Annotated in this window: 22 protein-coding genes and 4 tRNA genes; 16 read left to right on the top strand and 10 right to left on the bottom strand. The window is 59.9% G+C overall.

What is annotated here, in order from left to right:
* Positions 1 to 13 precede the first annotated feature (13 nt).
* Complete coding sequence (locus KGA96_RS24590) at positions 14 to 565, top strand: glutathione peroxidase (RefSeq protein ID WP_046037617.1); 552 nt, start codon at positions 14 to 16, stop codon at positions 563 to 565.
* 89 nt (positions 566 to 654) lie between these two features.
* On the opposite strand, the gene KGA96_RS24585 is transcribed toward KGA96_RS24590, so the two are convergent.
* The 3 genes from KGA96_RS24585 to KGA96_RS24575 form a co-directional block, all read right to left on the bottom strand.
* Positions 655 to 1,932, bottom strand: a complete 1,278-nt coding sequence (locus KGA96_RS24585; protein WP_046037616.1) for an OmpP1/FadL family transporter — start codon at positions 1,930 to 1,932, stop codon at positions 655 to 657.
* A 146-nt stretch (positions 1,933 to 2,078) separates the two neighbouring features.
* Entirely contained in the window at positions 2,079 to 2,561 is a 483-nt protein-coding gene (locus tag KGA96_RS24580; RefSeq protein WP_046037615.1) for a hypothetical protein, read from the bottom strand.
* 276 nt (positions 2,562 to 2,837) lie between these two features.
* Positions 2,838 to 3,062: a hypothetical protein gene (locus tag KGA96_RS24575; protein ID WP_007898912.1), complete on the bottom strand. Its 225-nt coding sequence runs from the start codon at positions 3,060 to 3,062 to the stop codon at positions 2,838 to 2,840.
* A 1,008-nt stretch (positions 3,063 to 4,070) separates the two neighbouring features.
* Between KGA96_RS24575 and KGA96_RS24570 the strand changes: the two genes are divergently transcribed.
* Together KGA96_RS24570 and rmuC are read left to right on the top strand one after the other, a co-directional pair.
* Entirely contained in the window at positions 4,071 to 4,394 is a 324-nt protein-coding gene (locus tag KGA96_RS24570; RefSeq protein ID WP_080925238.1) for a hypothetical protein, read from the top strand.
* Between the two features lie 175 nt (positions 4,395 to 4,569).
* Entirely contained in the window at positions 4,570 to 5,934 is a 1,365-nt protein-coding gene (gene rmuC, locus KGA96_RS24565; RefSeq protein ID WP_162252406.1) for a DNA recombination protein RmuC, read from the top strand.
* A gap of 52 nt (positions 5,935 to 5,986) precedes the next feature.
* Here rmuC and KGA96_RS24560 read toward each other — a convergent pair whose 3' ends face one another.
* Positions 5,987 to 9,457, bottom strand: coding sequence for a PAS domain-containing hybrid sensor histidine kinase/response regulator (locus KGA96_RS24560; protein WP_223467116.1), 3,471 nt, complete (start codon positions 9,455 to 9,457; stop codon positions 5,987 to 5,989).
* Between the two features lie 230 nt (positions 9,458 to 9,687).
* Complete coding sequence (locus tag KGA96_RS24555) at positions 9,688 to 10,224, bottom strand: TetR/AcrR family transcriptional regulator (RefSeq protein ID WP_223467114.1); 537 nt, start codon at positions 10,222 to 10,224, stop codon at positions 9,688 to 9,690.
* Between the two features lie 148 nt (positions 10,225 to 10,372).
* Between KGA96_RS24555 and KGA96_RS24550 the strand changes: the two genes are divergently transcribed.
* From KGA96_RS24550 to KGA96_RS24535, 4 genes are all read left to right on the top strand, one after another.
* Complete coding sequence (locus KGA96_RS24550) at positions 10,373 to 11,563, top strand: MFS transporter (RefSeq protein WP_046037610.1); 1,191 nt, start codon at positions 10,373 to 10,375, stop codon at positions 11,561 to 11,563.
* Between the two features lie 47 nt (positions 11,564 to 11,610).
* A complete protein-coding gene (locus KGA96_RS24545; protein WP_046037609.1) occupies positions 11,611 to 11,922 on the top strand; it encodes a cupin domain-containing protein in 312 nt (103 codons plus the stop codon).
* A gap of 105 nt (positions 11,923 to 12,027) precedes the next feature.
* Positions 12,028 to 13,179, top strand: a complete 1,152-nt coding sequence (locus KGA96_RS24540) for a TDT family transporter (protein WP_223467112.1) — start codon at positions 12,028 to 12,030, stop codon at positions 13,177 to 13,179.
* Positions 13,180 to 13,275: 96 nt separating this feature from the next.
* Positions 13,276 to 15,150 (top strand): MFS transporter, encoded by a 1,875-nt coding sequence (locus KGA96_RS24535; RefSeq protein ID WP_223467110.1) that lies wholly within the window; start codon positions 13,276 to 13,278, stop codon positions 15,148 to 15,150.
* A gap of 137 nt (positions 15,151 to 15,287) precedes the next feature.
* On the opposite strand, the gene sugE is transcribed toward KGA96_RS24535, so the two are convergent.
* From sugE to rdgC, 3 genes are all read right to left on the bottom strand, one after another.
* On the bottom strand, positions 15,288 to 15,602 hold the full coding sequence (sugE, locus tag KGA96_RS24530) for a quaternary ammonium compound efflux SMR transporter SugE (RefSeq protein WP_007977599.1): 315 nt from the start codon (positions 15,600 to 15,602) through the stop codon (positions 15,288 to 15,290).
* A 157-nt stretch (positions 15,603 to 15,759) separates the two neighbouring features.
* Positions 15,760 to 16,725, bottom strand: coding sequence for a bile acid:sodium symporter family protein (locus tag KGA96_RS24525; protein WP_223467108.1), 966 nt, complete (start codon positions 16,723 to 16,725; stop codon positions 15,760 to 15,762).
* Between the two features lie 144 nt (positions 16,726 to 16,869).
* A complete protein-coding gene (gene rdgC / locus KGA96_RS24520; RefSeq protein WP_110662726.1) occupies positions 16,870 to 17,790 on the bottom strand; it encodes a recombination-associated protein RdgC in 921 nt (306 codons plus the stop codon).
* 159 nt (positions 17,791 to 17,949) lie between these two features.
* Here rdgC and KGA96_RS24515 point away from each other — a divergent pair.
* The 4 genes from KGA96_RS24515 (at position 17,950) to KGA96_RS24500 (ending at position 18,492) form a co-directional block, all read left to right on the top strand.
* A tRNA-Val gene (locus KGA96_RS24515) sits at positions 17,950 to 18,025 on the top strand.
* Between the two features lie 19 nt (positions 18,026 to 18,044).
* Positions 18,045 to 18,121: transfer RNA gene (locus KGA96_RS24510), tRNA-Asp, on the top strand.
* A gap of 199 nt (positions 18,122 to 18,320) precedes the next feature.
* A tRNA-Val gene (locus KGA96_RS24505) sits at positions 18,321 to 18,396 on the top strand.
* Positions 18,397 to 18,415: 19 nt separating this feature from the next.
* Positions 18,416 to 18,492, top strand: a tRNA-Asp gene (locus KGA96_RS24500).
* A 128-nt stretch (positions 18,493 to 18,620) separates the two neighbouring features.
* Here the strand turns inward: KGA96_RS24500 and KGA96_RS24495 are convergent.
* Both KGA96_RS24495 and KGA96_RS24490 read right to left on the bottom strand, forming a co-directional pair.
* Positions 18,621 to 19,757 (bottom strand): catalase family protein, encoded by a 1,137-nt coding sequence (locus KGA96_RS24495; RefSeq protein ID WP_046037605.1) that lies wholly within the window; start codon positions 19,755 to 19,757, stop codon positions 18,621 to 18,623.
* 28 nt (positions 19,758 to 19,785) lie between these two features.
* Positions 19,786 to 21,588 (bottom strand): di-heme-cytochrome C peroxidase, encoded by a 1,803-nt coding sequence (locus tag KGA96_RS24490; protein WP_223515189.1) that lies wholly within the window; start codon positions 21,586 to 21,588, stop codon positions 19,786 to 19,788.
* Between the two features lie 268 nt (positions 21,589 to 21,856).
* Between KGA96_RS24490 and KGA96_RS24485 the strand changes: the two genes are divergently transcribed.
* The 5 genes from KGA96_RS24485 (at position 21,857) to KGA96_RS24465 (ending at position 24,554) form a co-directional block, all read left to right on the top strand.
* A complete protein-coding gene (locus KGA96_RS24485) occupies positions 21,857 to 22,573 on the top strand; it encodes an FKBP-type peptidyl-prolyl cis-trans isomerase (protein ID WP_046037603.1) in 717 nt (238 codons plus the stop codon).
* A 293-nt stretch (positions 22,574 to 22,866) separates the two neighbouring features.
* Positions 22,867 to 23,322 carry a YkvA family protein gene (locus KGA96_RS24480; protein ID WP_046037602.1) on the top strand — a complete coding sequence of 152 codons (456 nt, stop codon included), beginning with the start codon at positions 22,867 to 22,869 and terminating at the stop codon, positions 23,320 to 23,322.
* A gap of 114 nt (positions 23,323 to 23,436) precedes the next feature.
* Positions 23,437 to 23,778: a helix-turn-helix transcriptional regulator gene (locus tag KGA96_RS24475; RefSeq protein ID WP_046037760.1), complete on the top strand. Its 342-nt coding sequence runs from the start codon at positions 23,437 to 23,439 to the stop codon at positions 23,776 to 23,778.
* Entirely contained in the window at positions 23,775 to 24,146 is a 372-nt protein-coding gene (locus tag KGA96_RS24470) for a hypothetical protein (protein WP_007898892.1), read from the top strand. The genes KGA96_RS24475 and KGA96_RS24470 overlap by 4 nt, the downstream gene beginning before the upstream one ends.
* Positions 24,147 to 24,554 (top strand): hypothetical protein, encoded by a 408-nt coding sequence (locus KGA96_RS24465; RefSeq protein WP_046037601.1) that lies wholly within the window; start codon positions 24,147 to 24,149, stop codon positions 24,552 to 24,554. It abuts the gene before it with no gap.
* Positions 24,555 to 24,571 lie beyond the last annotated feature (17 nt).

Below are 24,571 nucleotides of genomic sequence, written 5' to 3'. Positions count from 1 at the left end.
AGGATGCACCGACATGCTGATGCGCTGGATTGCAGTCCCCGCGTTGCTGGTGACGTTTACCGGGCTGGCCTACGCGGCCGAGTGCCCGGAGCTTTTGCAAGGATCACTTCAAAAGCTGCGCGCCAAGGAATCCATTGACCTGTGCCAACGGTTTGAAGGTAAGCCGCTGGTGGTGGTCAATACTGCGAGCTTCTGCGGGTTCGCCCCGCAGTTCAAAAGCCTTGAGGCGCTGAACCAGCGTTACAAAGGGCAGGGGCTGGAAGTGCTGGGTGTTCCGTCCAATGACTTCAAGCAGGAGTCAAAGGATGGCGCCGAAACCGCCAAGGTTTGTTACGTCAACTATGGCGTGACTTTCACTATGACCGAGCCGCAGTCGGTACGTGGCGCCGACGCAACCCATCTGTTCAAGGTGCTGGCCGAACAGAGCAGTGCGCCAAAATGGAATTTCTACAAATACGTGGTTGATCGCAAGGGTAAGGTGATCGCCAATTTTTCCAGCCTGACCAAGCCCGATGATCCCGAGTTCATTGCTGCTGTGGAGCAAGCCCTGGCTTCAAAACCTTGATCCGCACCCACTAAAAAGCCCCGCCTCTGTACCAGAGAACGGGGCTTTTTTGATTCAGCGGGCGAGTGGTTCAGGCTCGCCATGAATCATCAGAAGCGGTAGGTCGCGCCGAGACCGAAACCGTTTGCCGAGTTTTCATACTTGGCGTCGTAGGTCTGGTTACGAGGGGCATCGTTGCGGTTGTGGATATTGACCGACTCTTCACGCAGGTACGAATACGCCAGGTCGATGGTCAGATCGTCGGTCGGGCTCCAGCCGGCGCCCACGCTGAAAATCTTGCGATCGCCAGTCGGGATGCGTGGGGAGCGGTTGACGTTGTTGGTCGGTGCCTGGTCAACGGACAGACCGGTACGCAGTACCCATTGCTTGTTCAACTGGTAGGACGCACCGATGGCGTGAGCCCAGGTGTCGTGCCAGTTCTGTTCTTCGGTGATGGTGCCGAACTGGCCGTTCAGAACAGCCGGAACACCTTTGTTTTCAACGGTGATTTCTTTCAGGCGGCTCCAGCGGGTCCAGGTGCTGCCTGCGTAAAGAGTCCACTTGTCGTCGAGCTGGTGAGTGACCGAGAAGTCCACCGATTCAGGCGTTGTCACGTCCAGCGAAGCGTCGTACTTCTGGTTCGGGTTCTGGCCGATCAGGCCCAGCAAGTTGTAGTTGACCTTGGTGTCACCCTCGAGCTCGTACTTTACTTTCGAGTGGTAGGTCAGGCCAACGCGAGTACTGTCGGTGGCTTGAACCAGCACACCGATGTTGTAGCCCAGCGCGGTGTCGTCGCCTTTGATCTTGACCTTGCCATCCGGCGGACCAGCGAGGATCGACAGGTTCGATTCCAGGGTGCCGTTGATGTGGTTGATGGTTGGGCCGAAACCGACCGAGACCTTGTCGTTGAAGGCGTAGCTGACGGTCGGTTGCAGGGTGACGACTTTAACTTCGCTCTTGCTACCGAAGTAACGACCGGCAAAGTTGTTTTCGTAGTCGGTTACCAGGCCGAACGGTGCGTACACGCCCACACCGAAGGTCCACTTGTCGTCGATTGGCTTGACGTAGTAGCCCATAGGGACGGCGATGAACGGAACCATGTCGCCGTCGTTGGTGCCGCTGTTCGGGCTGGAGCTTGCGTGGCTGATGTCAGTGTGTGCATCAAGCATCGCAACACCGCCGGTGACTTGTTCACGCTTGATGCGGGACATGCCGGCAGGGTTGCCAAAAATTGTACTTGCGTCATCGGCAGCGGAAGATCGCCCGGCAAAACCTGTACCCATCCCGCTGATGCTTTGTTCGTTGATGGCAAAGCCACTTGCGAAAATCTGGGTGGATGCCATGGCAACGGCGAGACTAAGGGTGGTTTTGAGCATTACTTTTTTCATTATTAGAACTCCTGGTGATCACCGGGGCGAAAATTACCAACATTTTCGTCCCGGCGCCATAGGCTGTATGCCTTGATTTAGAGCGGTTTTGTAGGACAATCCGACCAGATTCGCGGCGTGTTGCGCGATCTTTGGATCCAGAGGTGTCAGCAGGCTACCTGATTCAGCGGTGAAACACAGGTCTGCCAGGCGCAAGTGAAATCACGCAGACGTCCCTGGGGCTGAAATGTCTGGCGCCAGATCCTGGCCATACCCAGCAAATCATCAGGGGCGGGGAGGGGGGTATTCTGTTCTTCCACCAGCAGCCAGGCGATGGCGGTGGCGTAACGCAGGTTGACGGTCAATTCGAGGTGCGGGCCACTGAGAAACGCATGCTGGCTGGCCAGGCCGCGGACCAGGCTTGCACGGTCCGGATCAAGGGCCAGGTAGTGGTCCCAAAGGGCCTGGTGGCGGGGCTCGGCAATGCGGTACAAGCCGTGCCCACGGCGGTCATGCAGGGCGGAACCAAGGGCGGACTGGCTGGCGGCAATGCCCAGCAGCAGGGATTCGGCAGTAGCGCTATGACGTCCGAGGTAGATCAAGGTCGGACGAATCACATAACGGCACAGTTCGCTGGCAGCGATACCCATAAAACCCTCGAAACCTGAAATGGACGGCGATACCTGAAAGGGGGCTTGGCAGCAGTGAATCGACTCAGGCTCGCCGCAAGCGGGTCAAGCCGCTTGAGTTGAAGTGTAGTGTCATATTCGCGCTGTAAAGGCCTGTTTTTAAAATATTTCCAGCGACCAGTTATAACCGTTATATCGGATCGTGCTTAGTCGTGATTCGAGGGGAAGGAAATATCGGGCAATAAAAAGCCCCGCTTTTCGGGCAGGGCTTTTGGGTTTTTCAGCCTTTCTGGCGTTTCAGGCAACCAGTGCCTGACGGGTACGCTCGATCACGGCCTGCAGCGGCTCGGCGCTGGAGTATTGATCGGGGTACAGGCGTTCGCTGTGACGAGCGATACCGTGTTCGTTGACCAAGGTGAAGCTGAAGCAGCCTTTGCGAGCGGCCATGATCAGGCAGTTCATTGGTGCAAAAGCGTTGGTTAGGGTGCGAATGGCATCCTGAGTGTGGATTTGAGTAGACATTATTGGGTGTTCCTACAAATGACACGGATAAGAACCGTGCAACGTTAAAACGTTCCAGTAACGTCGATCACCATTGATCGAACGAAGAACCCGACTGGAACAAAGCAGCCAGTTTGAAGCGCTGATAAGTTGGCGCGCTTGGGCTGGCAGGTAGGTACTTAGGAGGGCAGGCAACACATCAAGGGCAAAGGTTCTGGGCCCGGGGTGAAGATCCTGATCAATTTGCAGGTTGGTTCGAGCAGAGTAGACAGGCGGAGCAACACCCTTTGCTTTCGATTCAAAGGTTGTGTTGGCGCAAGATTTACCTGGAAACCATCGAGGTGGTCGATCCCGCTTGTTCGGTGGAGGCTTCCGTTGGGAAGGCTGACCGGGGGGATTTGTTCGACCAGAATTGACTTTCAGCTTGGTACTAACGCCGCGGATACTAACGGATTGAACTGGCCAATGGAAGTGTGTTAGCGAAAAGAATTTCCCGGTAGGTGCCTGATCGGGCTGTTTTGCCTTCGTAGAGGTGCGTACAAAGCTACGCGGCCCGGGATTGATACGCCCTGTTTCGGGACACAAACCGACCACTGGTCATCGAAGTTTGTAGCAACGCAGCCGTCCAGGCACCGGGTTTGCCAAGGCTTATCCCCAGGCACGACAAAAATATGCGCCGAAAAAGGGCGTCGATATAACCATCGCAAAGGCACTTGTGCACATTAGTTGCGCGGTCTGTCACCCTGCTGTCATCTCACGTTCAAGCGTAATGGCTGCCTGTAACCAAAATTTAAGTCAATGAAAAACATCGCTTTTTTTTACTGGTGAAAAAATCGTCAGTTTGACTGCGAGCCCCATTCCACAGGGCTTTGAGCGGGTTCGAAGGCGGTTGTCCACTGAGTTATCCACAGCTTCTGTGGATTGTCCCGAGCGCTTGCTCTAGGACGGGCGTGCCGGGATATTTTCAGCTTTACCTGTAAGAAAAAGAGAGTAAAGTTGCGCGCCTTCTGATCTGCCCCACAGTGCTTTATGAAGTTTCGCTCAGCCTCTGTTTCCTCTTCCTCCACACCGCCCTCTGTTGCCCCTACCAAGCGCTTTTCCATGCGCGTGGCGGAGTGGCTGTTGGACAGTCCGCATCTGGGCGAAAACCGTAACGTCAAACACATCGCCGGACGTCTGCTCAAGCAACCGGCCCGTGAAGGCGTGGTGGCTGCGCAAAGCCGTCTTGGCCAGTTGATGTGCCGCGAATGCGGGAATGCCCGGGACCGCCGGATCGGTCAGGACCTGTTGCGTCAGGCCGCTCGGGCAGGCGATCACCGCGCTCAACAGGAACTGGGGCTGATCGAAGACTGAGCTGTCCAAGACCGGACCTCTTGGTTAACCTTCAGGCTTTATCCGAATGGCAGGAATGGCTATGGCAATGGACTTGACCAGCATATTGCTGGGTCTGGCAGGGGCAGCGTTGCCGTTGCTGGTATTGGCCTGGCAACTGCAGCGTCGGGCCAGCACCACGCAAGCCGATGTCGCGCTGCTGCAAGAACGTCTGGCCATGGCGCAACTGGCGCAGGACGGCTTGAATGCCCAGCTCGAATCCAGCCGCGATGAAGCGGCTGACCTGACCCAGGCCAACGCCGCCAAACAGGCTGACCTGGCTGCGCTGCGTCGTGAAGTCGAATTGCTGCAGATCGAGCGCGACGACGCCCGGGATGCGGCCCATGCGTGGAATATCGAACGCGCCGGCAAAGAAGCCGAATTGCGCCGTCTGGATGCCCAGGCAGCGTCGCTCAACGCCGAATTGCGCGAGCAACAGGACAGCCATCAGCAGCGCCTCAACGACCTGCAAGGTTCGCGGGACGAGTTGCGCGCGCAGTTCGCCGAGCTGGCGGGGAAAATTTTCGATGAGCGCGAGCAGCGCTTTGCCGAAACCAGCCAGCAGCGTCTGGGGCAGTTGCTCGATCCACTCAAGGAACGCATCCAGTCCTTCGAAAAACGAGTCGAGGAAAGCTATCAGAACGAGGCCCGTGAGCGTTTCTCCTTGGCCAAGGAGCTGGAGCGCCTTCAACAGCTGAATTTGCGCCTGAGCGATGAAGCCACCAACTTGACCCGCGCCTTGAAAGGGCAGAAGACCCAGGGCAATTGGGGCGAACTGATCCTTGAGCGCGTGCTTGAGCATGCAGGGCTGGAGAAGGGCCGCGAGTACCAGACTCAGGTCAATCTCAAGGGACCGGACGGCGAGCGCTTCCAGCCGGACGTGATCATTTATCTGCCGGGCGACAAGCAGGTGGTGGTCGATTCCAAGGTCAGCCTGACGGCCTATCAGCAATACGTCGCGGCCGAAGACGAGGCCATCGGCCAGATCGCCATCAAGCAGCACGTGCTGTCGTTGCGCAATCACGTCAAAGGCTTGGCCGGCAAGGATTACAAGCGCCTCGATGGCTTGCACAGCCTGGATTTCGTGTTGCTCTTCGTGCCGATCGAGGCGGCGTTTTCTGCCGCGTTGCAGGCTGAGCCGACGCTGTTCCAAGAGGCGTTCGATCGCAACATCGTGATCGTCAGCCCCACCACATTGTTGGCGACCCTGCGTGTCATCGACAGCCTGTGGAAGCAGGAGCGCCAGAGCCAGAATGCCCGGGAAATCGCCGAGCGGGCCGGGTGGCTGTACGACAAGTTCGTGCTGTTCATTCAGGATCTGGACGAAGTCGGCAATCGCCTGCAGCAACTGGACAAGGCCTACAGTTCGGCACGCAACAAGCTGACAGAGGGGCGCGGCAACCTGGTCAGTCGCAGTGAACAACTCAAGCTGCTGGGCGCGCGGGCGAGCAAGAGCCTGCCGGCGGACTTGCTGGAGCGGGCGATGACTGATGTGGATGGGTTGGTCGAGTTGCCGGAATAGCCCCGGTCGACTGCTTATTACTGTGGCGAGGGGGCAAGCGTTAGCTGCCGCGCTACAACGGTATGTACCGGCTCAACAACGCCCGCAACGCCGCCGGTTTCACCGGTTTGGCCAGGTAATCCAGCCCCGCGGCATGCACCAGGTCGACCGTCTCTGGCCGGCCATCGGCGCTGATCACCACCCCCGGAACCGGCTCGCCCATTTGCGTGCGCAACCACGCCATCAAATCGGTTCCGGTCTCGCCGTGATCGAGGTGGTAATCCACCAGCGCCAATTGCGGGCGCATGCCTTCGCCGAGCAACGCGGCGCATTCCTCGCGATTGCGCGCGGTCCAGACCTGGCAACCCCAGCGGCTGAGCAGGCTGTTCATGCCGATCAGGATGCTGTCTTCATTGTCGATACACAGCACCTGCGCGCCATTGAGCAATTTGCCATTGAGTTCGGCGACCTTGACCGGTGCTGCGGTTTGCGCCCGGGCCAGCGGCACGCTGACGCTGAACACGCTACCGCGTCCCGGCCAGGAGCGTACGCGCAAGGTATGACCGAGCACGCGACATAGCCCGTCGGCAATCGCCAGCCCCAGGCCGAGGCCTTTTTCGGCCCGTGTCTGGTGGCTGTCGAGGCGCTTGAACTCTTCGAAAATCACCTGCAGTTTATCTTCCGGAATACCTGGCCCACGGTCCCAGACTTCCAGGCACAGTTGGTCCTGGTGTCGGCGAACCCCCAGCAGCACCGGCCCTTTGCCGTAGCGGAAAGCGTTGGTCAGGAAGTTCTGCAGGATCCGCCGCAACAGTTTGATGTCGCTGTCGACCCGCAACGTGCTTGCGCGAACCCGGAACTCCAGTTTTTGTTCTCGCGCCAACACCTTGAACTCTGTACCGAGGGTGTCGAACAGTTCGTTGAGGGCGAATGGCTGGCGATTAGGGTTGATCTTGCCGTTTTCCAGGCGGGAAATGTCCAGCAGGTCGCTGATCAAGTCCTCGGCCGAGCGCAGCGAGCTGTCCAGGTGCCCGACCAGTTTCTGCGCTTCGCCGGACAACCCATCGTCTTGATGGGAGAGGGCGGCGGAGAACAGCCGTGCCGCATTCAACGGTTGCATCAAGTCATGGCTGACGGCTGCGAGGAAACGGGTCTTCGACTGGTTGGCCGCCTCGGCGGTGCCCTTGGCTTCGGTCAGGGCAACGTTGAGCTGCGACAATTCGTGGGTCCGTTCGGTGACCCGTCGCTCCAGGCCTTCGTTGGCTTCGGTCAGCGCCTGCTCTGCTTCGCGGAACGCGGTGATGTCGGTGAAACTCATGACGAAGCCGCCGCCCGGCATCGGGTTGCCGATCAGCTCGATCACCCGACCATTGGGGAACAGGCGCTCGGAGGTATGCGCGCGGCCCTGACGCATCCAGTGCAGGCGACGCGCGACGTGCACTTCGGCTTCGCCGGGGCCACACAGTCCGCGCTCGGCATTGTGGCGAATAATGTCGGCGATGGGCCGGCCGACGCTGATCAGGCCGTCCGGGTAGTTGAACAGCTCCAGGTATCGGCGATTCCAGGCCACCAGCTTCAGCGACTGGTCGACGACGCTGATGCCCTGGGTGATGTTCTCGATGGCGCCTTGCAGCAAGGCACGGTTGAATTGCAGTACCTCCGAGGCTTCGTCGGCGATGCGCACGACGTCCTCCAGTTGCATCTCCCGGCCTTCAATGGCGGCCTTTACCACCGCGCGGGTCGAGGAAGCACCGAGCACGCCGGCCAGCAAGCGTTCGGTATGGGCGATCCATTCACTGTCGGCGTTCTGGTTCGGGTTGAAGCCCTTGCCCTGGCGATAGGCAAAGCGGATAAAGCTTTGACGGGCACGTTCTTCGCCGACGAAGCGTGCCGCCAGTTGCAGCAGGTCGTCGATCTGCACTGAAAGCATCGAGCGTGCGCTGGGGCGAGCGCTGATTTCCTGGCCGATGAAGCGGCCCGCCTGCCAGTGCTCGGAAACCCGGGTGCGCGACAGCACCGAGACCCAGGCGAACAGCGTGAAGTTGCCTGCCAGCGACAGCACCACGCCCTGGGTCAGCGGGGTGATCGGCAGGTTCAGTGGATTGCTGTGCAGCCAGGCCAGCCCCGGGAACGTGCTCAAGGACACACCGAGGCTAAGGGCGGCAATCGGCAGGATCAAGGTGTAGAACCACAGGAAGGTGCCTGCGGCGAGGCCAGCGAAAACACCGCGGCGGTTGGCCTGTTTCCAGTACAGCGCACCGAGCATGGCGGGGGCCAACTGGGTTACGGCGGCGAAGGCGATCTGGCCAATGGTCGCCAGGCTGGCGGTCGAGCCCAGCAGGCGATAACTGACGTAGGCCAGCAGCAGAATGACCACGATACTGACGCGGCGCACCGACAGCATCCACTGGCGGAACACTTCGAACGGGCGCTCGGCGTTGTTGCGACGCAGCAGCCAGGGCAGCAGCATATCGTTGGACACCATGGTCGACAGCGCCACGCTGGCCACGATCACCATGCCGGTGGCCGCCGATGCGCCACCGATAAATGCCAGCAGGGCCAACGCCGGATGCGCCTGGGCCAGGGGCAGGCTGATGACGAACGAGTCCGGCAACACCGAGCTGGGCAGCATCATCTGGCCGGCCAGGGCGATCGGCACGACAAACAAAGCGGCGAGGGCGAGGTAGGCCGGGAATACCCACTTGGCCAGGCGCAGATCCTGAGGGTCGATGTTCTCGACAACGGTCACGTGGAACTGCCGTGGCAGGCAAATGATCGCCATCATCGCCACACCGGTCTGCACCACCATCGACGGCCAGTTGATGGTTTCCTTCCAGTACTGTTCGAGTCGCGGCGCCAACATGGCCTGGTCAAAGAGGTCGTCGAAACCGTCGTACAGGCCGTAGGTCACGAAGGCGCCGACGGCGAGAAACGCGAACAGCTTCACCAATGATTCGAAGGCGATGGCCAGCACCATGCCGCGGTGGTGCTCCGTGGCGTCGAGGTTGCGGGTACCGAAGACTATGGTGAACAGCGCCAGCACCAGCGACACGATCAGCGCGGTGTCCTGGGCACGGGTGCCCATGGCGTCGGCGCCGGCACCGATCAGCAGGTTCACACCGAGCACGATGCCTTTGAGCTGCAGCGCAATGTATGGCAACACACCAACCAGGCAAATCAGCGCCACTACCACCGCCAGCGACTGGGATTTGCCATAGCGCGCGGCGATGAAGTCGGCGATCGAGGTGATGTTTTCCTGTTTGCTGATCATCACCATTTTTTGCAGGACCCACGGCGCGCCGACCAGCAACAGGATCGGCCCGAGGTAGATCGGCAGGAACGACCAGAGCTGTTCGGCGGCCTGGCCCACCGCGCCGAAAAAGGTCCAGCTGGTGCAATAGACCGCCAGCGACAGGCTGTACACCCAGGCCCGCACACGCGGCGGCAAGGGCGCGCTGCGACGGTCGCCATAGAAGGCGATGGCGAACATGATGGCCATATAGGCCAGGGCGACGACGGCAATCAGCCCGGTGGACAGCGACATGGGGACTCCAGACAAAAGGCTCCCGGGCCTCCCGCCCGGACAAACAGTCTCGCACGACCGCCAGCGTTAGTCAGTGTCGACCAAGGTCGTGGCGTGGTGGGGTGTCGCAGGAGGATTTGCAGTGCCTGAACCGGCCCCATCGCGAGCAAGCTCGCTCCCACATTTGCCCTTTGTTCGCCGTCCCCTGTGGGAGCGAGCTTGGTCCGGGCGGCGTTCCGACGATGGGGGCCTCACTGACTGAATGCGAGCTCGATCAACCGGTGCAATTCCTCAACCTCCAGCGGCGCCTCGGAAAACAGGATGCGAAACACCGTTGGCGCGGCGATCAGATTGATCAGGTGATCGACACCGGGCTTGGGCTCATTTGGATAGCGATCCAGAATCGTCTGAAGTTGCCCGCCAATAATGGTCGCGCAATAACTCGGCTTCAGCGCCGCCTGCACGTCGCACAGCATGTTGCGGCCGGGCTCGGAGCTCATCTCGTCCAGGTACTGCTCGGCCCACGCCCGCACGTCACCGTGAAGGCTGCCGGTATTGGCCGGCTCGTTGTCGGGCTGCATGCGGGCGAGGGCGACGTCGGCCAGCAGCGCCGACACATCGCCCCAGCGTCGATAGATGGTGGACGGGGTGACACCCGCGCGCGCCGCAATTTGCGGCACCGTCACGCTGGCGCGGTCCTGTTCCTCGAGGAGTTGGCGCACGGCCGAATGAATCGACTCTTGTACCCGGGCGCTACGGCCACCGGGGCGTAATGTGGGAGCTGTCATCTTGTGTTTCCTGTATTGCACCGGGTCTTGCGGCTGGCACCCGGTCCTGAAAGTCATGTTTCGGACCTTAACACAAAGAATTTGCTTTAAGAGGGATCCAGTAGCACACTCCGCAAAAGCGAAAAGTTAGCTTTTGCGGAGTGTGCCCATGTCCAGTTCTCATTCAAACCGAGCCAGCCTGTGGTTTCTGGCCGTTACCTTGCTCAGTTTCCTGGCGGCCTCCACTGCGCCGACGCCGCTGTATCACCTGTATCAGGAACAGATGCAGTTTTCGGCAGCGACCCTGACCCTGATTTTCGGCGTGTACGCCCTCAGCCTGTTGGCGGCGTTGCTGACGGTCGGCTCGCTGTCGGATTACCTGGGGCGCAAACCGGTGATCTTTACGGCGGTGCTGCTGAACATCCTGGCGATGTTGCTGTTTATCTACGCCGACAGCGTTGCGTGGCTGATCAGTGCCCGGGTCCTGCAAGGGTTTGCCACCGGCATGGCAACCGCCGTGTTGAGTGCAACCTTGCTGGACACCGATCGCCAGCAAGGCCCACTGGTCAATAGCGTCGCGCCCTTGCTCGGCATGGCCCTGGGTGGAATGGGCTGCGGTTTGCTGGCCGAGTTTGCCCCGGCGCCGTTGCACCTGACCTATTGGCTGTTACTTGTTCTGTTCGCGATGCAGGCCGTATTTGTCTGGCGTTTGCCGGAGAGCGTCACGCGCCAGTCCGGAGCTTGGGCATCATTGCGACCCACCCTGCATGTGCCTGTCCAGGCGCGCGCAACGTTGTGGCGGGTGTTGCCGCTCAACACGGCGACCTGGGCGCTGGGCGGATTCTACGCGTCGCTGGCACCTTCACTGGTGCGTACGGCGACCGGTTCAACCTCGAACCTGATTGGCGGGGCGACCGTCGCCGCATTGACGGTGACCGGCGCCCTGATGATTTACACCCTGCGCAATCAGGCGGCGACCAAGGCGCTGCAACTGGGCGCCAGTTCGTTGCCGGCGGGAGTTGTCCTGATTCTACTGGGTGTGCACAGCGCCAGCTTGCCGCTGTTTTTCCTCGGCACGCTGGTCGCCGGTTGTGGCTTCGGCGCCGGTTTCCTCGGGGCGGTGCGCAGTCTGGTGCCGCTGGCCTTGCCCCATGAGCGCGCCGGGTTGATGTCGGCGTATTACGCGCTGAGTTATCTGGCGTTCTGCCTGCCGGCGCTGCTGGCCGGCAACCTGGCGCGGACCTTTGGTCTGGTGGCAACGACCGATGGTTATTGTGCGGTGCTGATGGTGCTGGCCCTCAGTGCAATGGCGGGTTTACTGCGATCACGTTCGGTCAGGGCCTGCGAGGCCAACCGGTAAAATTGAGTTAGCCTTGGCCCCTCTCAGCTCACTCGAAGGATCGGACCATGAAAATCATCCGCAGCAAATCGTTCACTGGCGAGCGTGCCTGGGCCGCGCTGGACATCGCCAGCATGAACGGCATCACCACGCGGCTGCACTGGACCGATCAGCCCTACAAGTGGCACGTCAACGATGGCGAGGAAGTGTTCGTGGTGCTCGATGGCCAGGTGCAGATGCGTTATCGCGAAGATGGGGTGGAGCGGGAAGCTTTGCTGGAGGTCGGTGACATTTTTTATGCCTCGGTTGGCACTGAGCATGTGGCGCATCCGGTAGGGCCGGCTCGGATATTGGTGGTCGAATCGGAAGGAAGTGTCTGATCGCATATAGGCAATATCGATAAGATATAGAGATATTACCCGTTATATAGATATTCTATTCAGATCTAACATGGGCTCTACCTCACGAGAGGACAGGAGTTCGCCATGACATGCGCCAATAGCATCAAGCCCGGAATCAAACCTTTCAGTCACTTGCAACATCCCCGCGAGGTGATCCGCCAGTTCACCCCCAACTGGTTCGCGGCCACCATGGGCACCGGCGTGCTGGCGTTGGCACTGGCGCAATTGCCGGTCGCCATGCCTGCCTTGCACGCCTTTGCCGAAGCCCTCTGGCTGTTCAATATCGCTCTGTTCCTGCTGTTTACGGCGGTATACACGGCGCGTTGGGTACTGTTTTTCGACGAAGCGCGGCGGATTTTCGGCCACTCCACGGTTTCGATGTTTTTCGGCACCATCCCCATGGGCCTGGCGACCATCATCAATGGCTTCCTGGTGTTTGGCCTGCCGCGCTGGGGCGAAGGTGTGATTCACGTCGCCGAGGTGCTGTGGTGGCTGGATGTGGCCATGTCGCTGGCCTGCGGCGTGCTGATTCCCTACATGATGTTCACCCGTCAGGAGCACAGCATCGACCAGATGACAGCGGTCTGGCTGTTGCCGGTGGTCGCGGCAGAAGTGGCGGCCGCCAGCGGGGGGCTGTTGGCGCCGCACTTGGCCGACGCTCATTCGCAACTGGTGGTGCTGGTGACCAGCTACGTGCTCTGGGCGTTTTCCCTGCCGGTGGCCTTCAGCATCCTGACCATTCTGTTGCTGCGCATGGCTCTGCATAAGTTGCCTCACGAAAACATGGCCGCCTCGAGCTGGCTGGCCCTTGGCCCGATCGGCACCGGTGCGCTGGGCATGCTGGTACTGGGCGGCGACGCACCGCTGATTTTCGCGGCCAACGGTATGCCGGGAGTCGGAGAGATTGCTGCAGGACTGGGTCTGGTAGCCGGCATCACCCTGTGGGGTTTCGGCTTGTGGTGGATGCTGATGGCGTTGCTGATCACTGCGCGCTACCTGCGTGCCGGCATTCCCTTCAATCTCGGCTGGTGGGGCTTCACTTTCCCGCTGGGCGTCTATTCTCTGGCGACGTTGAAGCTGGCCAGTACCTTGAACCTGACGTTCTTCAGTGTGTTTGGCTGCGTGCTGGTGGCGTTGCTGGCGGTGATGTGGCTGATCGTCGGCAAGCGCACGGTGCTGGGCGCCTGGCGCGGTGAGCTGTTTGTCTCGCCGTGCATTGCCGGATTGAAGAAATAACCGGCAAAGATTAGGTAAGGTGTGGCCTGGATCGACTTTTGATAATCCAATAAGAATCCAGGCCACTTGCTACCTAACATCAGGGACACATGGAAGATGAGTCACCCCTCACAGTTCACCTTGCTGCGCACCCGGCGCTTCCTGCCGTTCTTCATCACCCAGTCCCTCGGGGCGTTCAACGACAACGTGTTCAAGCAGTCGTTGATCCTCGCCATTTTGTACAAGCTGACCATCGAAGGTGACCGCTCGATCTGGGTCAACCTGTGTGCGCTGCTGTTTATCCTGCCGTTTTTCCTGTTCTCGGCGCTGGCCGGGCAATTCGGGGAAAAGTTCGCCAAGGACGCGTTGATCCGCCTGATCAAGCTTGGGGAAATCGCCATCATGGCGGTCGGCGCCGTCGGCTTCATGTTCGATCACCTGTCGTTGATGCTGGTGGCGCTGTTCGCCATGGGCACCCACTCGGCGCTGTTCGGGCCGGTGAAATACTCGATCCTGCCACAAGCCCTGCATGAAGATGAGCTGGTAGGCGGCAACGGCCTGGTGGAAATGGGCACCTTCCTGGCGATCCTTGCCGGCACCATTGGCGCCGGGGTCATGATGTCTTCGGCGCATTACGCGCCGGTGGTGTCCATGGCGATCATCGGCACTGCCGTGCTCGGCTACCTGGCCAGTCGCAGCATTCCCCGTGCGGCGGCCGCCACGCCGCAAATGCGCCTGAACTGGAACATCTTCAGCCAGTCCTGGGCCACGTTGAAACTGGGCCTGGGGCAAACGCCGGCAGTGTCACGCTCGATTGTCGGTAACTCGTGGTTCTGGTTTGTCGGGGCGATTTACCTGACGCAGATCCCGGCCTATGCCAAGGAATGGATGCACGGCGACGAAACCGTGGTGACGCTGATTCTGACGGTGTTCTCGGTCGGTATCGCATTGGGTTCGCTGCTGTGCGAGAAGCTCTCGGGGCGCAAAGTAGAGATTGGCCTGGTGCCGTTCGGATCGTTCGGCCTGACCGTTTTCGGTCTGCTGCTGTGGTGGCATTCTGGTGGAATCCCGGACAGCGCCACCGGCCATGGCTGGATCGAGATCCTCGGTTTTGGCCACGCCTGGCTGGTGTTGTTCGATATCCTCGGCCTGGGCGTCTTCGGCGGTTTCTACATCGTGCCGCTGTACGCGCTGATCCAGTCTCGTACCGCGGAGAACGAACGGGCGCGGGTGATTGCCGCCAACAACATCCTCAATGCGTTGTTCATGGTGGTGTCGGCGATTGTCTCGATCGTCTTGCTGAGTGTGGCCAAGCTGTCGATCCCGCAGCTGTTCCTGGTGGTGTCGTTGCTGAACATCGGCGTCAACGCCTACATCTTCAAGATCGTCCCCGAGTTCACCATGCGTTTCATGATCTGGCTGCTCAGCCACTCCATGTACCGCGTCGAGCATCGCAATCTGGATTTGATCCCCGATGAAGGCGCGGCGTTGCTGGTGTGCAATCACGTGTCATTCGTCGACGCCTTGCTGATTGGCGGCGCGGTACGTCGGCCGATTCGCTTTGTCATGTACTACAAAATCTACAACCTGCCGGTGCTGAACTTCATCTTCCGTACCGCGGGGACGATTCCGATAGCTGGGCGCCAGGAAGATATCCAGATATATGAACAAGCCTTCACGCGAATTGCCCGGTATCTGAAGGACGGTGAGCTGGTGTGCATCTTCCCCGAGGGTAAATTGACCGCCGATGGCGAGATCAATGAGTTCAGGGGCGGGTTGACGCGGATTCTCGAAGAGACGCCGGTGCCGGTGATTCCGCTGGCCTTGCAGGGGTTGTGGGGGAGTTTCTTCAGCCGCGATCCGGGTAAGGGGCTGTTTCATCGCCTGTGGTCGCGGGTGACATTGGTTGCAGGGCCGGCGGTGGCGGTTGAAGTGGCGGAGCCGGCGAAGTTGCAGGCGTTGGTGGGGGAGTTGCGCGGGGCTGTCAGATAGCGGTTGTTTGCGCGAGCCGCTTCGCGAGCAGGCTCGCTCCTACAGGTTTTGTGTTGTGCCACACAGTAGGCACGCCTTCAATCCCTGTGGGAGCGAGCTTGTCTCCGGGCGGCGATCCGACGATGGCGGTCTGAAAGTTAAGCGCTGACCTTCAGGCCAACAAGCCCGGAAATGATCAACGCCACACTCGCCAACCGCACCAGCGCCATGGATTCGCCAAACAGGATGATCCCGGCGATCACCGTGCCAACGGCTCCGACCCCGGTCCAGATCGCATAGGCCGTACCCAGCGGCAATTCCTTCATTGCAAGGCCGAGCAAGCCAAGGCTGATAGCCATGGCTGCAACGGTCAACACAGTGGGGAGCGGGCGGGTGAAGCCGTCGGTGTACTTGAGGCCGACGGCCCAGCCGACTTCGAACAGGCCGGCGAAAAACAGAATGATCCAGGACATGAATACCTCCATCGTCTGACGGGGTCGTCCCCTGATTAATGACTCGATCGAGCCGCGAGGTCGTCCTCGCGTTGCGCAATATAGTGCCCAGCATTAACCCAGGGATCAAGTTTTCAGATCAAGATCGCGGATCAAGATCGCGGATCAAGATCGCGAGTCAGTCACTGACCTGTTGCGCCGCCATTTCCCGATCCTGTTTCTCGCTCATGCGGCGGAAATACGTGGAGAGCAATGCTCCGGAAATGTTGTGCCAGACACTGAACAACGCACTTGGCACCGCCGCCAGCGGCGAGAAGTGCGCACTCGCCAACGCGGCACCCAATCCGGAGTTCTGCATGCCGACTTCCAGGGCCAGGGACTTGCGCTGGGCCAGTGGCAGCTTGAACAGGCGCCCGGTGAAGTATCCCAGCAGGTAGCCGAAGCTGTTGTGCAGCATGACCACGGCCATGATCAACAGGCCGGACTCGGCAATCTTCGCCTGGCTGGCGGCGACGACTGCCGTGACGATGATCACGATGCTGACCACCGACACCAGCGGCAACACGTCCACGGCGTGGCGAACCTTGTCGCCGAACACCCGTTGGGCAACCACCCCCAGCACGATTGGCAACAGCACCACTTGCAGGATCGACCAGAACAACTCCATGAACGACACCGGCAACCAGGCCGAGGCCAGCAGCCAGATCAGGGCTGGAGTCAGCAGCGGGGCGAGGAGGGTGGTGACGGCGGCGATGGCCACCGACAGCGCCAGGTCGCCACGGGCCAGCCAGGTCATCACGTTCGACGAGGTGCCGCTCGGGCAGCAGCCAACCAGAATCACGCCGACGGCGATTTCCGGCGGCAAGTGGAACGCTTGGCAGAGCAACCACGCCACGCCGGGCATGATCACGAAATGTGCAACCACGCCCAGGGCCACGCGCCATGGATGGCGAGCGACTTCGGCGAAGTCTTCGAGTTTGAGGGTCAGGCCCATGCCGAACATCACCAGCCCCAGCAAGGGCACGATGGCGCTCTTGAGGCCGAGGAACCATGCGGGCTGCAGAAACGCCACGACAGCGAAAATCAGTACCCAGTAAGCGAAGGTATTGCCGACAAAACGACTCAATGCAGCCAGTGCGCGCATGGTCCGATCCTTGTTTTTAGACACGCTACATAAAACTGTGGGAGCGAGCTTGCTCGCAATGAGGGACTACCATTCAACAGGGATGTTGACTGACATTCCGCTATCGCGAGCAAGCTCGCTCCCACAGGGTATTCATCGACTGATTCAGATCCCCTGCGGAGTCTCTTCGCCACCCAGCGCTTCAACCAGCGCCGGCAGGAAGTCGCCGAAGGTCAGCATCATCAGGGTGAAGCTGGCGTCCAGCTGGCCCAGGGCTTCCTCGCCGCCGTCCTGTTCCGCCTGGTCTTGCAGCAGGTCTTCGAACTTCAGGCGCTTGACCACCATTTTGTCGTCGAGGACGAACGACAGTTTGTCCTGCCAGGCCAGGGACAGTTGAGTGACCACTTTGCCGGTGCTCAGGTGCAGCTGGATTTCTTCGCTGGTCAGGTCCTGGCGCTTGCAACGCACGATGCCGCCGTCTTCGTGGGTGTCGCGCAGTTCGCACTCGTCCAATACAAAGAAATCGTCCGCGGCTTTCTGGGTGGTGACCCACTCGGTCATGGTCGCGGTCGGGGACATCTTCACGGTCAGTGGACGCACCGGCAGGGTGCCGATTACTTCACGCAATGTGGACAGCAAGTCTTCGGCGCGTTTCGGGCTGGCCGAGTTGACCAGGATCAGGCCCTGTTTCGGCGCGATGGCGGCGAAGGTCGACGAGCGGCGAATAAAGGCGCGGGGCAGGAAGGCCTGGATGATTTCATCCTTGATCTGATCGCGTTCCTTCTTATAGACCTTGCGCATTTGCTCGGCTTCGATCTCTTCGACCTTTTCCTTGACCGCGTCACGAACGACGCTGCCCGGCAAAATACGTTCTTCCTTGCGCGCGGACACCAGCAGGAAGTCACCGCTGACGTGTACCAGTGGCGCATCTTCGCCTTTGCCGAACGGCGCGACGAAACCGTAGGTGGTCAACTCCTGGCTTGCACATGGGCGCGCCAGTTTGGTGGCCAGTGCAGTTTCCAACGCCTCGGCATCAACAGGCAGATCTTGGGTCAGGCGATAGATAAGCAGGTTTTTGAACCACATGGGGTGAGTCTCTCCTTTATACAAAGGGGGGCATTATTGTCTTCGCCGTGCCATAGGCCAACCTTTCTCTAAGCCTTTGGAAGGGCTGAGAAAATTATTTTAAAAAGTGCTTGCCAGAGGTTGGGTCGCTCCGTAGAATGCGCGCCACACCGAAGCGAAGGGTGATTAGCTCAGCTGGGAGAGCGTCTGCCTTACAAGCAGAATGTCGGCGGTTCGATCCCGTCATCACCCACCATTCGTTTTCAGTGTTACGCGCAGCGGTAGTTCAGTCGGTTAGAATACCGGCCTGTCACGCCGGGGGTCGCGGGTTCGAGTCCCGTCCGCTGCGCCATATTCGGTAACCTGGAACACTGAACGCCAGGTCACCACGGAAAAGCCCGCTTAGGCGGGTTTTTTTCTGCCTCAAGTTTGACTGTTGTTCCTGTGGGTTGCATCGTTTCACCGGTTTTTAGATTTTTTTGAAAAAAACTTCAAATAAATCAACACTTTATAAAAACCTGTGGCATAATGTGCCCCGCAACGAAGGTAAAGGGTGATTAGCTCAGCTGGGAGAGCGTCTGCCTTACAAGCAGAATGTCGGCGGTTCGATCCCGTCATCACCCACCACTTACTTTCAACGCTACGCGCAGCGGTAGTTCAGTCGGTTAGAATACCGGCCTGTCACGCCGGGGGTCGCGGGTTCGAGTCCCGTCCGCTGCGCCATATTCGGTAACCTGGAACACTGAACGCCAGGTCACCACAGAAAGCCCGCCTAGTGCGGGCTTTTTGCTGTCTGGCGTTTGGCCAGTCCATAAAGCGATCCGAGGATCGCTTTTTTTGTGCCTGCCCGATTATTGCTCGGCGTTGCGCCTGTGGCGGTAGTCGCTGACGGCTTCATACACTGCCTTGCGCAGGCGATTGATCCCGCCGATGGGGCGGTGCGCCTCGATGCCGAACCAGGGATTGAACGACTGGTTGTCGCATTGCAGGTTCAGCGCCGGTGTATCGAAGTCCTGCGCCGGCACATTGATCCGCGCCACCGTCTCGAAGGGCGCATCGCTCTCGCGCCACTCAATGCTGGTGTCTTCGATCGGCATGTACTTGTTGGCGTCCTGTCGCTGGATCTGCAAGGCGAAACACGCAGGCACCCGGTCGGTCGACAGCTGTTGGTTCAGCGCATTGCGCAGAAAGTTCGGCAGCTTGCGATTCTGTTCCGGCAGGTTGTAGGCCGGGCAGCTCTCCGGATCAGGCATGACCCGGAACTTCGCATTGGCTTCACCGAATTTGTAGGGTGAAACCGAAAAGTACGTCGTCTGGGTCGGGCTCGACGGGGCAGGGGCCAGTGTCGCCAGGGCAATGAACAGGTGGCGAACCTGCCAGGCGCGTGGATCCCAACCAGGGAAGAAGGCCATTACCTTTTTACCGTCGGCCTGGGCGGCGACGTTCTGACGATACTCGGCGACATTACTGACAAAGAAATTCGGGTGGCTGAACATCACAAAGTCCTGTTCGCCTCGCCCCTGCTGGTCGCTCAACAGTTGCTTGCCCGGTACATCGAACAGTTTGATCGCCATGCCCCGGGCGTCACGGATGCTGTCGAACTGCGGGTAGGCATTGCCGTTGGACAGGCGCATCGTCGCTTGCCAGGTTTTGCCCGGTTCACTGAATACGCCCTGGCGCAGTTCGTCTGGCAGTTCCGGCAGCACCTGAACCTCGGCCTTCACACAGCCGTGGGCCTTGGCATGGGCGTCGCGCAGGTAGCGGGTGCTTTCACGGTGCTGATCGACGATGCGCACAGCGGTCTGGATGATGTCCCGGGTCATCGCGGCTTCGTCGTCCGCAATCAACTCCTGCGCCGAGACCGGCCCGCGATGCTGCCAGGCAAACCAGGCGCTGGCCAGGGCCCAGCCCAGCACGCCGAGACCCAGTAGCCACAGCAACAGCCTGGCGAGAAAGGCGCCCAGGCGCAGCCAGAGTGTTATCAGCATGGAAAAGTCCCCCTGACTGATGCTGTGATCATGGCAATTGTGCTTCCAGCGGGCCGCCCAGCACTTTCAGGTATTCCAGCAGTGCCCAGCGCTCTTGCGGCTGTAACCCGCGGCCGATCACGCCATTGCCGAGTTTGCCGGCGCGGAATTCATGGCCACTGTTGTGGTTGCCGGTTATTCGCGTGTCGAACAGAAAACCGTTGGTAAAGGCTTCGGTTCGGTAACCCAAGTGTCCCGGGTCATATTCGAAGGTGCCTTTATAGAAGGTGGTCGCACGCTCATCCTGAGGCGACAGCAATTGATAAATGCTCGGGATCGAACCGTTGTGCAGGAACGGCGCTGTCGCCCATACACCCGCCAATGGTCTGGCCTTGTAGGAACGTAATTCGCGCACACCGATCGGCAGGCCGAAACCGTCCATTTCAGGACGCTCGGCAGGGGTGACGTTGGCGTCTTGATAGGCGCGGTCCCGGACAAATGCGGTGACGTAGGCCAGCCCCTTGGCCACGGATATCTTGCTCAGGTCCAGTGGTTCGTCGGGTTTTGGCTCGACATCGAGTTTTTCCAGTTCCGCCTGCTTCCATTGCAGCGCTGTCAGGTCGAAGCGGTGGTCGGCGATGTTGTTGGCCGCGCCGGGGTCGGTGCCGATGTAATCCACCGGGAGCATTTTCAGGTGCTGGACGTATCGCCCTTCGCCCTGGCTGGTGCGCGGTACATGACAACCGGCGCAGTTTTCGGCGAACAAGGCGCGGCCCTTGGCTGCCAGGGGCTTGTCGACCGTGCCCAACAGGTCTTCCGGCCAGGCCGGAGGCGAAAGTCGTTGCAGGGTTTGTTCGATCAGGTGCAGATCGCGCACGCGGACACTGGAGGGATAGCGGGCATCACCCGTCAGCGGCTGGCCGTTCTTGTCGAAGAAGTTCAGCGTGGCGCCGACGCCCAACGCCTCGCCGATGTTGCGGGCCATGGGTTGCTTCGCCGAGCCGTTCCACTGCACCCATTCGAACGTCCACATGTCCCACAACTGCGGATAATCGACCGGGGCATTGGCCACGCGGTAGTTGTCGGGGGAAATCGCATCACCGAAGCTGGCGTTGGCGATGCGCCCGAAGGCGTCTGTGCGCCCCGGGCCTTCCTCGGTCGGATAGAGCCCGCGATGGGTGTCGTTCCAGGCCACTTTGAGGAAGGTATCCAGTGAAGATTTGAAATCTATGCGCAACTGATGGTGGCGCGTCTCGTAGTCCTGGCCGAGCACATTGCGTGCAAAGCGCTCGAATTTCCACGGGTTGTAGTAAGTGGAGGCGAGGCTGGCCACCAGAGCCTGTCCGAAACTGCCGCCTTTGAGCGTAGGAACACTGGACGGCAGCACATGCTGTGCCGAGCCGCCGTCGATACGCACGGCCTGACCCTTGAAACGCAGTTCACCGGTGTGGCAGGCCGCGCAGGTGATATCCAGAAACACATCCGGGCTCCCCGCATTCTGGTGCCGGGTAAAGCCTGCGGGGAGGTTGCCGGGGTTGTTCGGTGTCGGCTTCTGGCCGGGGTCCACCAGGAAACCGAAGCGGGCGAGGTATTCGGGGGCGGCGAAGCGTTGTTGCGAGAAGGGCAGTTCGAGGGCGGTGAACCAGTCGTAGTGCAAGCCTTTGACCTGAGTACCCTGGGGTGTGAAGTAATAGGTCTCGCGATCGGCGGCGCTCCATTGCTCCAGGTAATGCACCTGTTGCGCAGGCGACCAGGCCGGCAGTTTCGGGTTGGCGACGTAGTAAAGAACCACGGCCAGGACCAGTCCGAGCAGTACTGCGATGAGAGCCAGCAAGCGAAAGAAGAGGCGCAAGATAAACATCCTTGTCGAATTATCATGCGTTTATGCCCGAGTACCCAGGGTGCGGCAAGAGGCCATTACGCCAGATGCTGTAGTTCCGGAATCCGCCTGCGTCGGCGCAAAGTGAAAGAAGCTTCATCAGCCGAATTGTGAAAAGCGTTTAAACACCTGAACTTATCAATTGATTCCGGCTCTCATGCCGGTAGCCATTGGTCGTGGCGGCCTGATAAGCTCGCGGCTTTACTCGATTGCCCTTTAGGCGCATGAACAAGGAAATAGCATGAAACAGCATCGGTTGGCGGCGGCGGTAGCCCTGGTTGGCCTGGTACTCGCGGGTTGTGATTCGCAGACCAGCGTAGAGCTGAAAACTCCGGCGCAAAAAGCTTCCTACGGCATTGGCCTGAACATGGGCAAGAGCCTGGCTCAGGAAGGCATGGATGACCTGGATTCCAAGGCTGTAGCCCAGGGCATCGAAGACGCCGTCGGCAAGAAAGAGCAGAAGCTCAAAGACGAAGAGTTGGTCGAGGCGTTCGCCGCACTGCAAAAGCGTGCCGAAGAGCGCATGGCCAAGATGAGCGAAGAGTCGGCCGCTGCCGGCAAGAAATTCCTCGAAGAAAACGCCAAGAAAGCCGGCGTGACCACCACCGCTTCGGGCTTGCAGTACGAAGTCGTGCAGAAAGCCGATGGCCCTCAGCCAAAGCCGACTGACGTAGTGACCGTTCACTACACCGGCAAGCTGACCAACGGCACCGTATTCGACAGTTCCGTCGAGCGCGGCAGCCCGATCGATCTGCCGGTCAGCGGTGTGATCCCGGGTTGGGTCGAAGGCCTGCAACTGATGCACGTTGGCGAGAAGTACAAGCTGTACATCCCTGCTGACCTGGCTTACGGCGCTCAGAGCCCGAGCCCGGCGATTCCAGCCAACTCGGTGCTGGTATTCGACCTGGAACTGCTGGCCATCAAGGATCCGGCAAAAGAAGACGCCGCTGCCAAGTAACCAGCGCCTGCTTCGATAACAACGCCTCGCTCATGCGGGGCGTTGTTGCATCTGGCGTTCGGCACGGGTAAACAAAACGAACAGACGCTCTAGGCCGGAGTCTTAGGCATAGTAGCGTCGGCGGTAGCCGCACAAGACCGCCAAGTCAATGAAATTATGGGTTTTTTTTTGATGAGTAAAAAACGCCCGATCTGAACGCAGGCCTTGTAAAACGGGGCTTGCAGCGGTGAAAAGTAGCTCTGTTCACAAGGTTATCCACAATTTGTGTGGATAACATTTCAACGGGAGGAATGATGAAAGCACCCTGGAGTTTCGCTCGTTTCCTGCCACTGGCCGGTCGCCTGCTGGCACGGGGTCGATTGCCGACCCTGTTGTTCGCGGTCGCCAGTAAAGGCGCAAGCCAGGGCAACCGGTTGGGCAAGATCAAGGACGACTTGAAGCTGTTGCAGGCACTCTGCCTGGCTTACTGGCGTGGTGAGTATCGCGCCATAAGCCCCAAGGCGCTGGTTTCGGTGGTCGCGGGCCTGATGTACTTCCTCAGCCCGGTGGATGCGATCCCGGATTTCATTCCAGTGTTTGGCATGTTCGATGACATCGCGGTACTTGCGTGGCTGATGAAAGTACTCGACGACGAGCTCAATGCTTTCCGCGCCTGGCGCAAACGGCAGGTGCCGGAGAAACTCGCGGTGGTCGAGCGTCTGCCTGCTACCCCCGAGCAACTTCAGCTTCAAGGCCCGAAAAAACACTGAGTCGATTTTGACCTGTTCACAGATTGATGTCCCGCGCGACCTTGGCCGCTGTTAGGATTACACTTCTAGGGAAAAGTGCTGACTCGCTAAGTGTTGTTGTCCTACGGGGTAGTAATGGATATTCAGATAATTACACGCGAAGGCGAGCCCGAATATGCGGTTCTGCCATGGGCTCAGTATCAGGCGTTACTGAAAGCAGCGGGTATCAAGGAGCAAGCGTCGCCTCAAGCCACGAAGCCTCAGGCGACAACACCAGACGCGATTCTTCCGGGTCTGGATCAACTACGCAGTTTGCGCGAGGGGAAGGGCATCGCCATCGAGGCGCTGGCCCGCACGGTAGGCATCAGCCCGTCTTACCTGGCCATGATCGAAAGTGGCGAGCGTCTGCCCGACGCTGCGATTCGCCGTAGCCTGGCCTGGGAGTTGACGGTGCCAGGGTGGAGGGATGAATCGTGAGCGTACGCATCAGTCGTCAACACTGGGACGGATTGCTGGGCGAACTGGATCAGGCGCGTCGACAGCGCCATCTGTTGACGTATAGGGCATTGCTCGAACGTTTGCAGCTGCCGACCCCGGCCATGCAGACCCTGACAGCGGCCCTTGAGCATCTGGCGGCCCTGGACGCCAGGGCGGAGCAGCCATTGCGCAGTTCACTGGTGATCAGTCAGGGCGCCAGCCGCCTGCCGCGCACCGGATTCTTTGAATGTGTCGAGCGTCTCGGGCGTTTTTCCGGGCCGTCGGACGGCGTTGCCGCCGCGTCCTGGCATGCTTCGGAAGTGGTGCGGGTGTTCGAGTACGAATACCCGGAATCGGCCGAGGCCTGAGTGTTCTTGCAACTCAAGGCGCGGGCCGGTTACTGGCTCGCGCGCCGATTGTTTCACTGGTCATGGTTTGTCCGTCAGCCACGAGGCTGGCGCTGGCTCGAAGGCCAGTTCGCACGCATGGCCAACCTGGGCAATGTCGGCGCCCAGAGCTTCTATGGGCATATCCTGGCGTTTCGCGGCGTCGGCCTCGGTGCTCGTGAGGAGGGCGTGCGTTTGTTGCGCCTGGCGGCGTTGGCGGGCGATGGCAAGGCGGCGTATCAAGTGGGCGTGATTACCCTGGCCGGGACGGCGAGCAAGGCACCGGATCCGGTCGAAGCGGCACGGTTCTGGGAGATCGCGGCGAAGGCCGGCCATCCGTTGGCGCCGATCAAACTTGAAGAGCTGAAGTCTTCCTCGGCGCCTCGTTGATTGGAGTGAAGTCGGAA

This window comes from Pseudomonas sp. GL-R-26 (assembly GCF_019947365.1).
Taxonomy (GTDB): Bacteria; Pseudomonadota; Gammaproteobacteria; order Pseudomonadales; family Pseudomonadaceae; genus Aquipseudomonas.
This window is presented reverse-complemented; position numbering and strand designations above follow the sequence as displayed.

Bases quoted from the DNA above. Each gene is read 5' to 3' on its own strand.
- KGA96_RS24590 (WP_046037617.1), top strand. From the start codon at position 14: ATGCTGATGCGCTGGATTGCAGTCCCCGCGTTGCTGGTGACGTTTACC.
- KGA96_RS24585 (WP_046037616.1), bottom strand. From the start codon at position 1,932: ATGAAAAAAGTAATGCTCAAAACCACCCTTAGTCTCGCCGTTGCCATG.
- KGA96_RS24580 (WP_046037615.1), bottom strand. From the start codon at position 2,561: ATGGGTATCGCTGCCAGCGAACTGTGCCGTTATGTGATTCGTCCGACC.
- KGA96_RS24575 (WP_007898912.1), bottom strand. From the start codon at position 3,062: ATGTCTACTCAAATCCACACTCAGGATGCCATTCGCACCCTAACCAAC.
- KGA96_RS24570 (WP_080925238.1), top strand. From the start codon at position 4,071: ATGAAGTTTCGCTCAGCCTCTGTTTCCTCTTCCTCCACACCGCCCTCT.
- KGA96_RS24560 (WP_223467116.1), bottom strand. From the start codon at position 9,457: ATGTCGCTGTCCACCGGGCTGATTGCCGTCGTCGCCCTGGCCTATATG.
- KGA96_RS24555 (WP_223467114.1), bottom strand. From the start codon at position 10,224: ATGACAGCTCCCACATTACGCCCCGGTGGCCGTAGCGCCCGGGTACAA.
- KGA96_RS24550 (WP_046037610.1), top strand. From the start codon at position 10,373: ATGTCCAGTTCTCATTCAAACCGAGCCAGCCTGTGGTTTCTGGCCGTT.
- KGA96_RS24545 (WP_046037609.1), top strand. From the start codon at position 11,611: ATGAAAATCATCCGCAGCAAATCGTTCACTGGCGAGCGTGCCTGGGCC.
- KGA96_RS24540 (WP_223467112.1), top strand. From the start codon at position 12,028: ATGACATGCGCCAATAGCATCAAGCCCGGAATCAAACCTTTCAGTCAC.
- KGA96_RS24535 (WP_223467110.1), top strand. From the start codon at position 13,276: ATGAGTCACCCCTCACAGTTCACCTTGCTGCGCACCCGGCGCTTCCTG.
- sugE (WP_007977599.1), bottom strand. From the start codon at position 15,602: ATGTCCTGGATCATTCTGTTTTTCGCCGGCCTGTTCGAAGTCGGCTGG.
- KGA96_RS24525 (WP_223467108.1), bottom strand. From the start codon at position 16,725: ATGCGCGCACTGGCTGCATTGAGTCGTTTTGTCGGCAATACCTTCGCT.
- rdgC (WP_110662726.1), bottom strand. From the start codon at position 17,790: ATGTGGTTCAAAAACCTGCTTATCTATCGCCTGACCCAAGATCTGCCT.
- KGA96_RS24495 (WP_046037605.1), bottom strand. From the start codon at position 19,757: ATGCTGATAACACTCTGGCTGCGCCTGGGCGCCTTTCTCGCCAGGCTG.
- KGA96_RS24485 (WP_046037603.1), top strand. From the start codon at position 21,857: ATGAAACAGCATCGGTTGGCGGCGGCGGTAGCCCTGGTTGGCCTGGTA.
- KGA96_RS24480 (WP_046037602.1), top strand. From the start codon at position 22,867: ATGAAAGCACCCTGGAGTTTCGCTCGTTTCCTGCCACTGGCCGGTCGC.
- KGA96_RS24475 (WP_046037760.1), top strand. From the start codon at position 23,437: ATGGATATTCAGATAATTACACGCGAAGGCGAGCCCGAATATGCGGTT.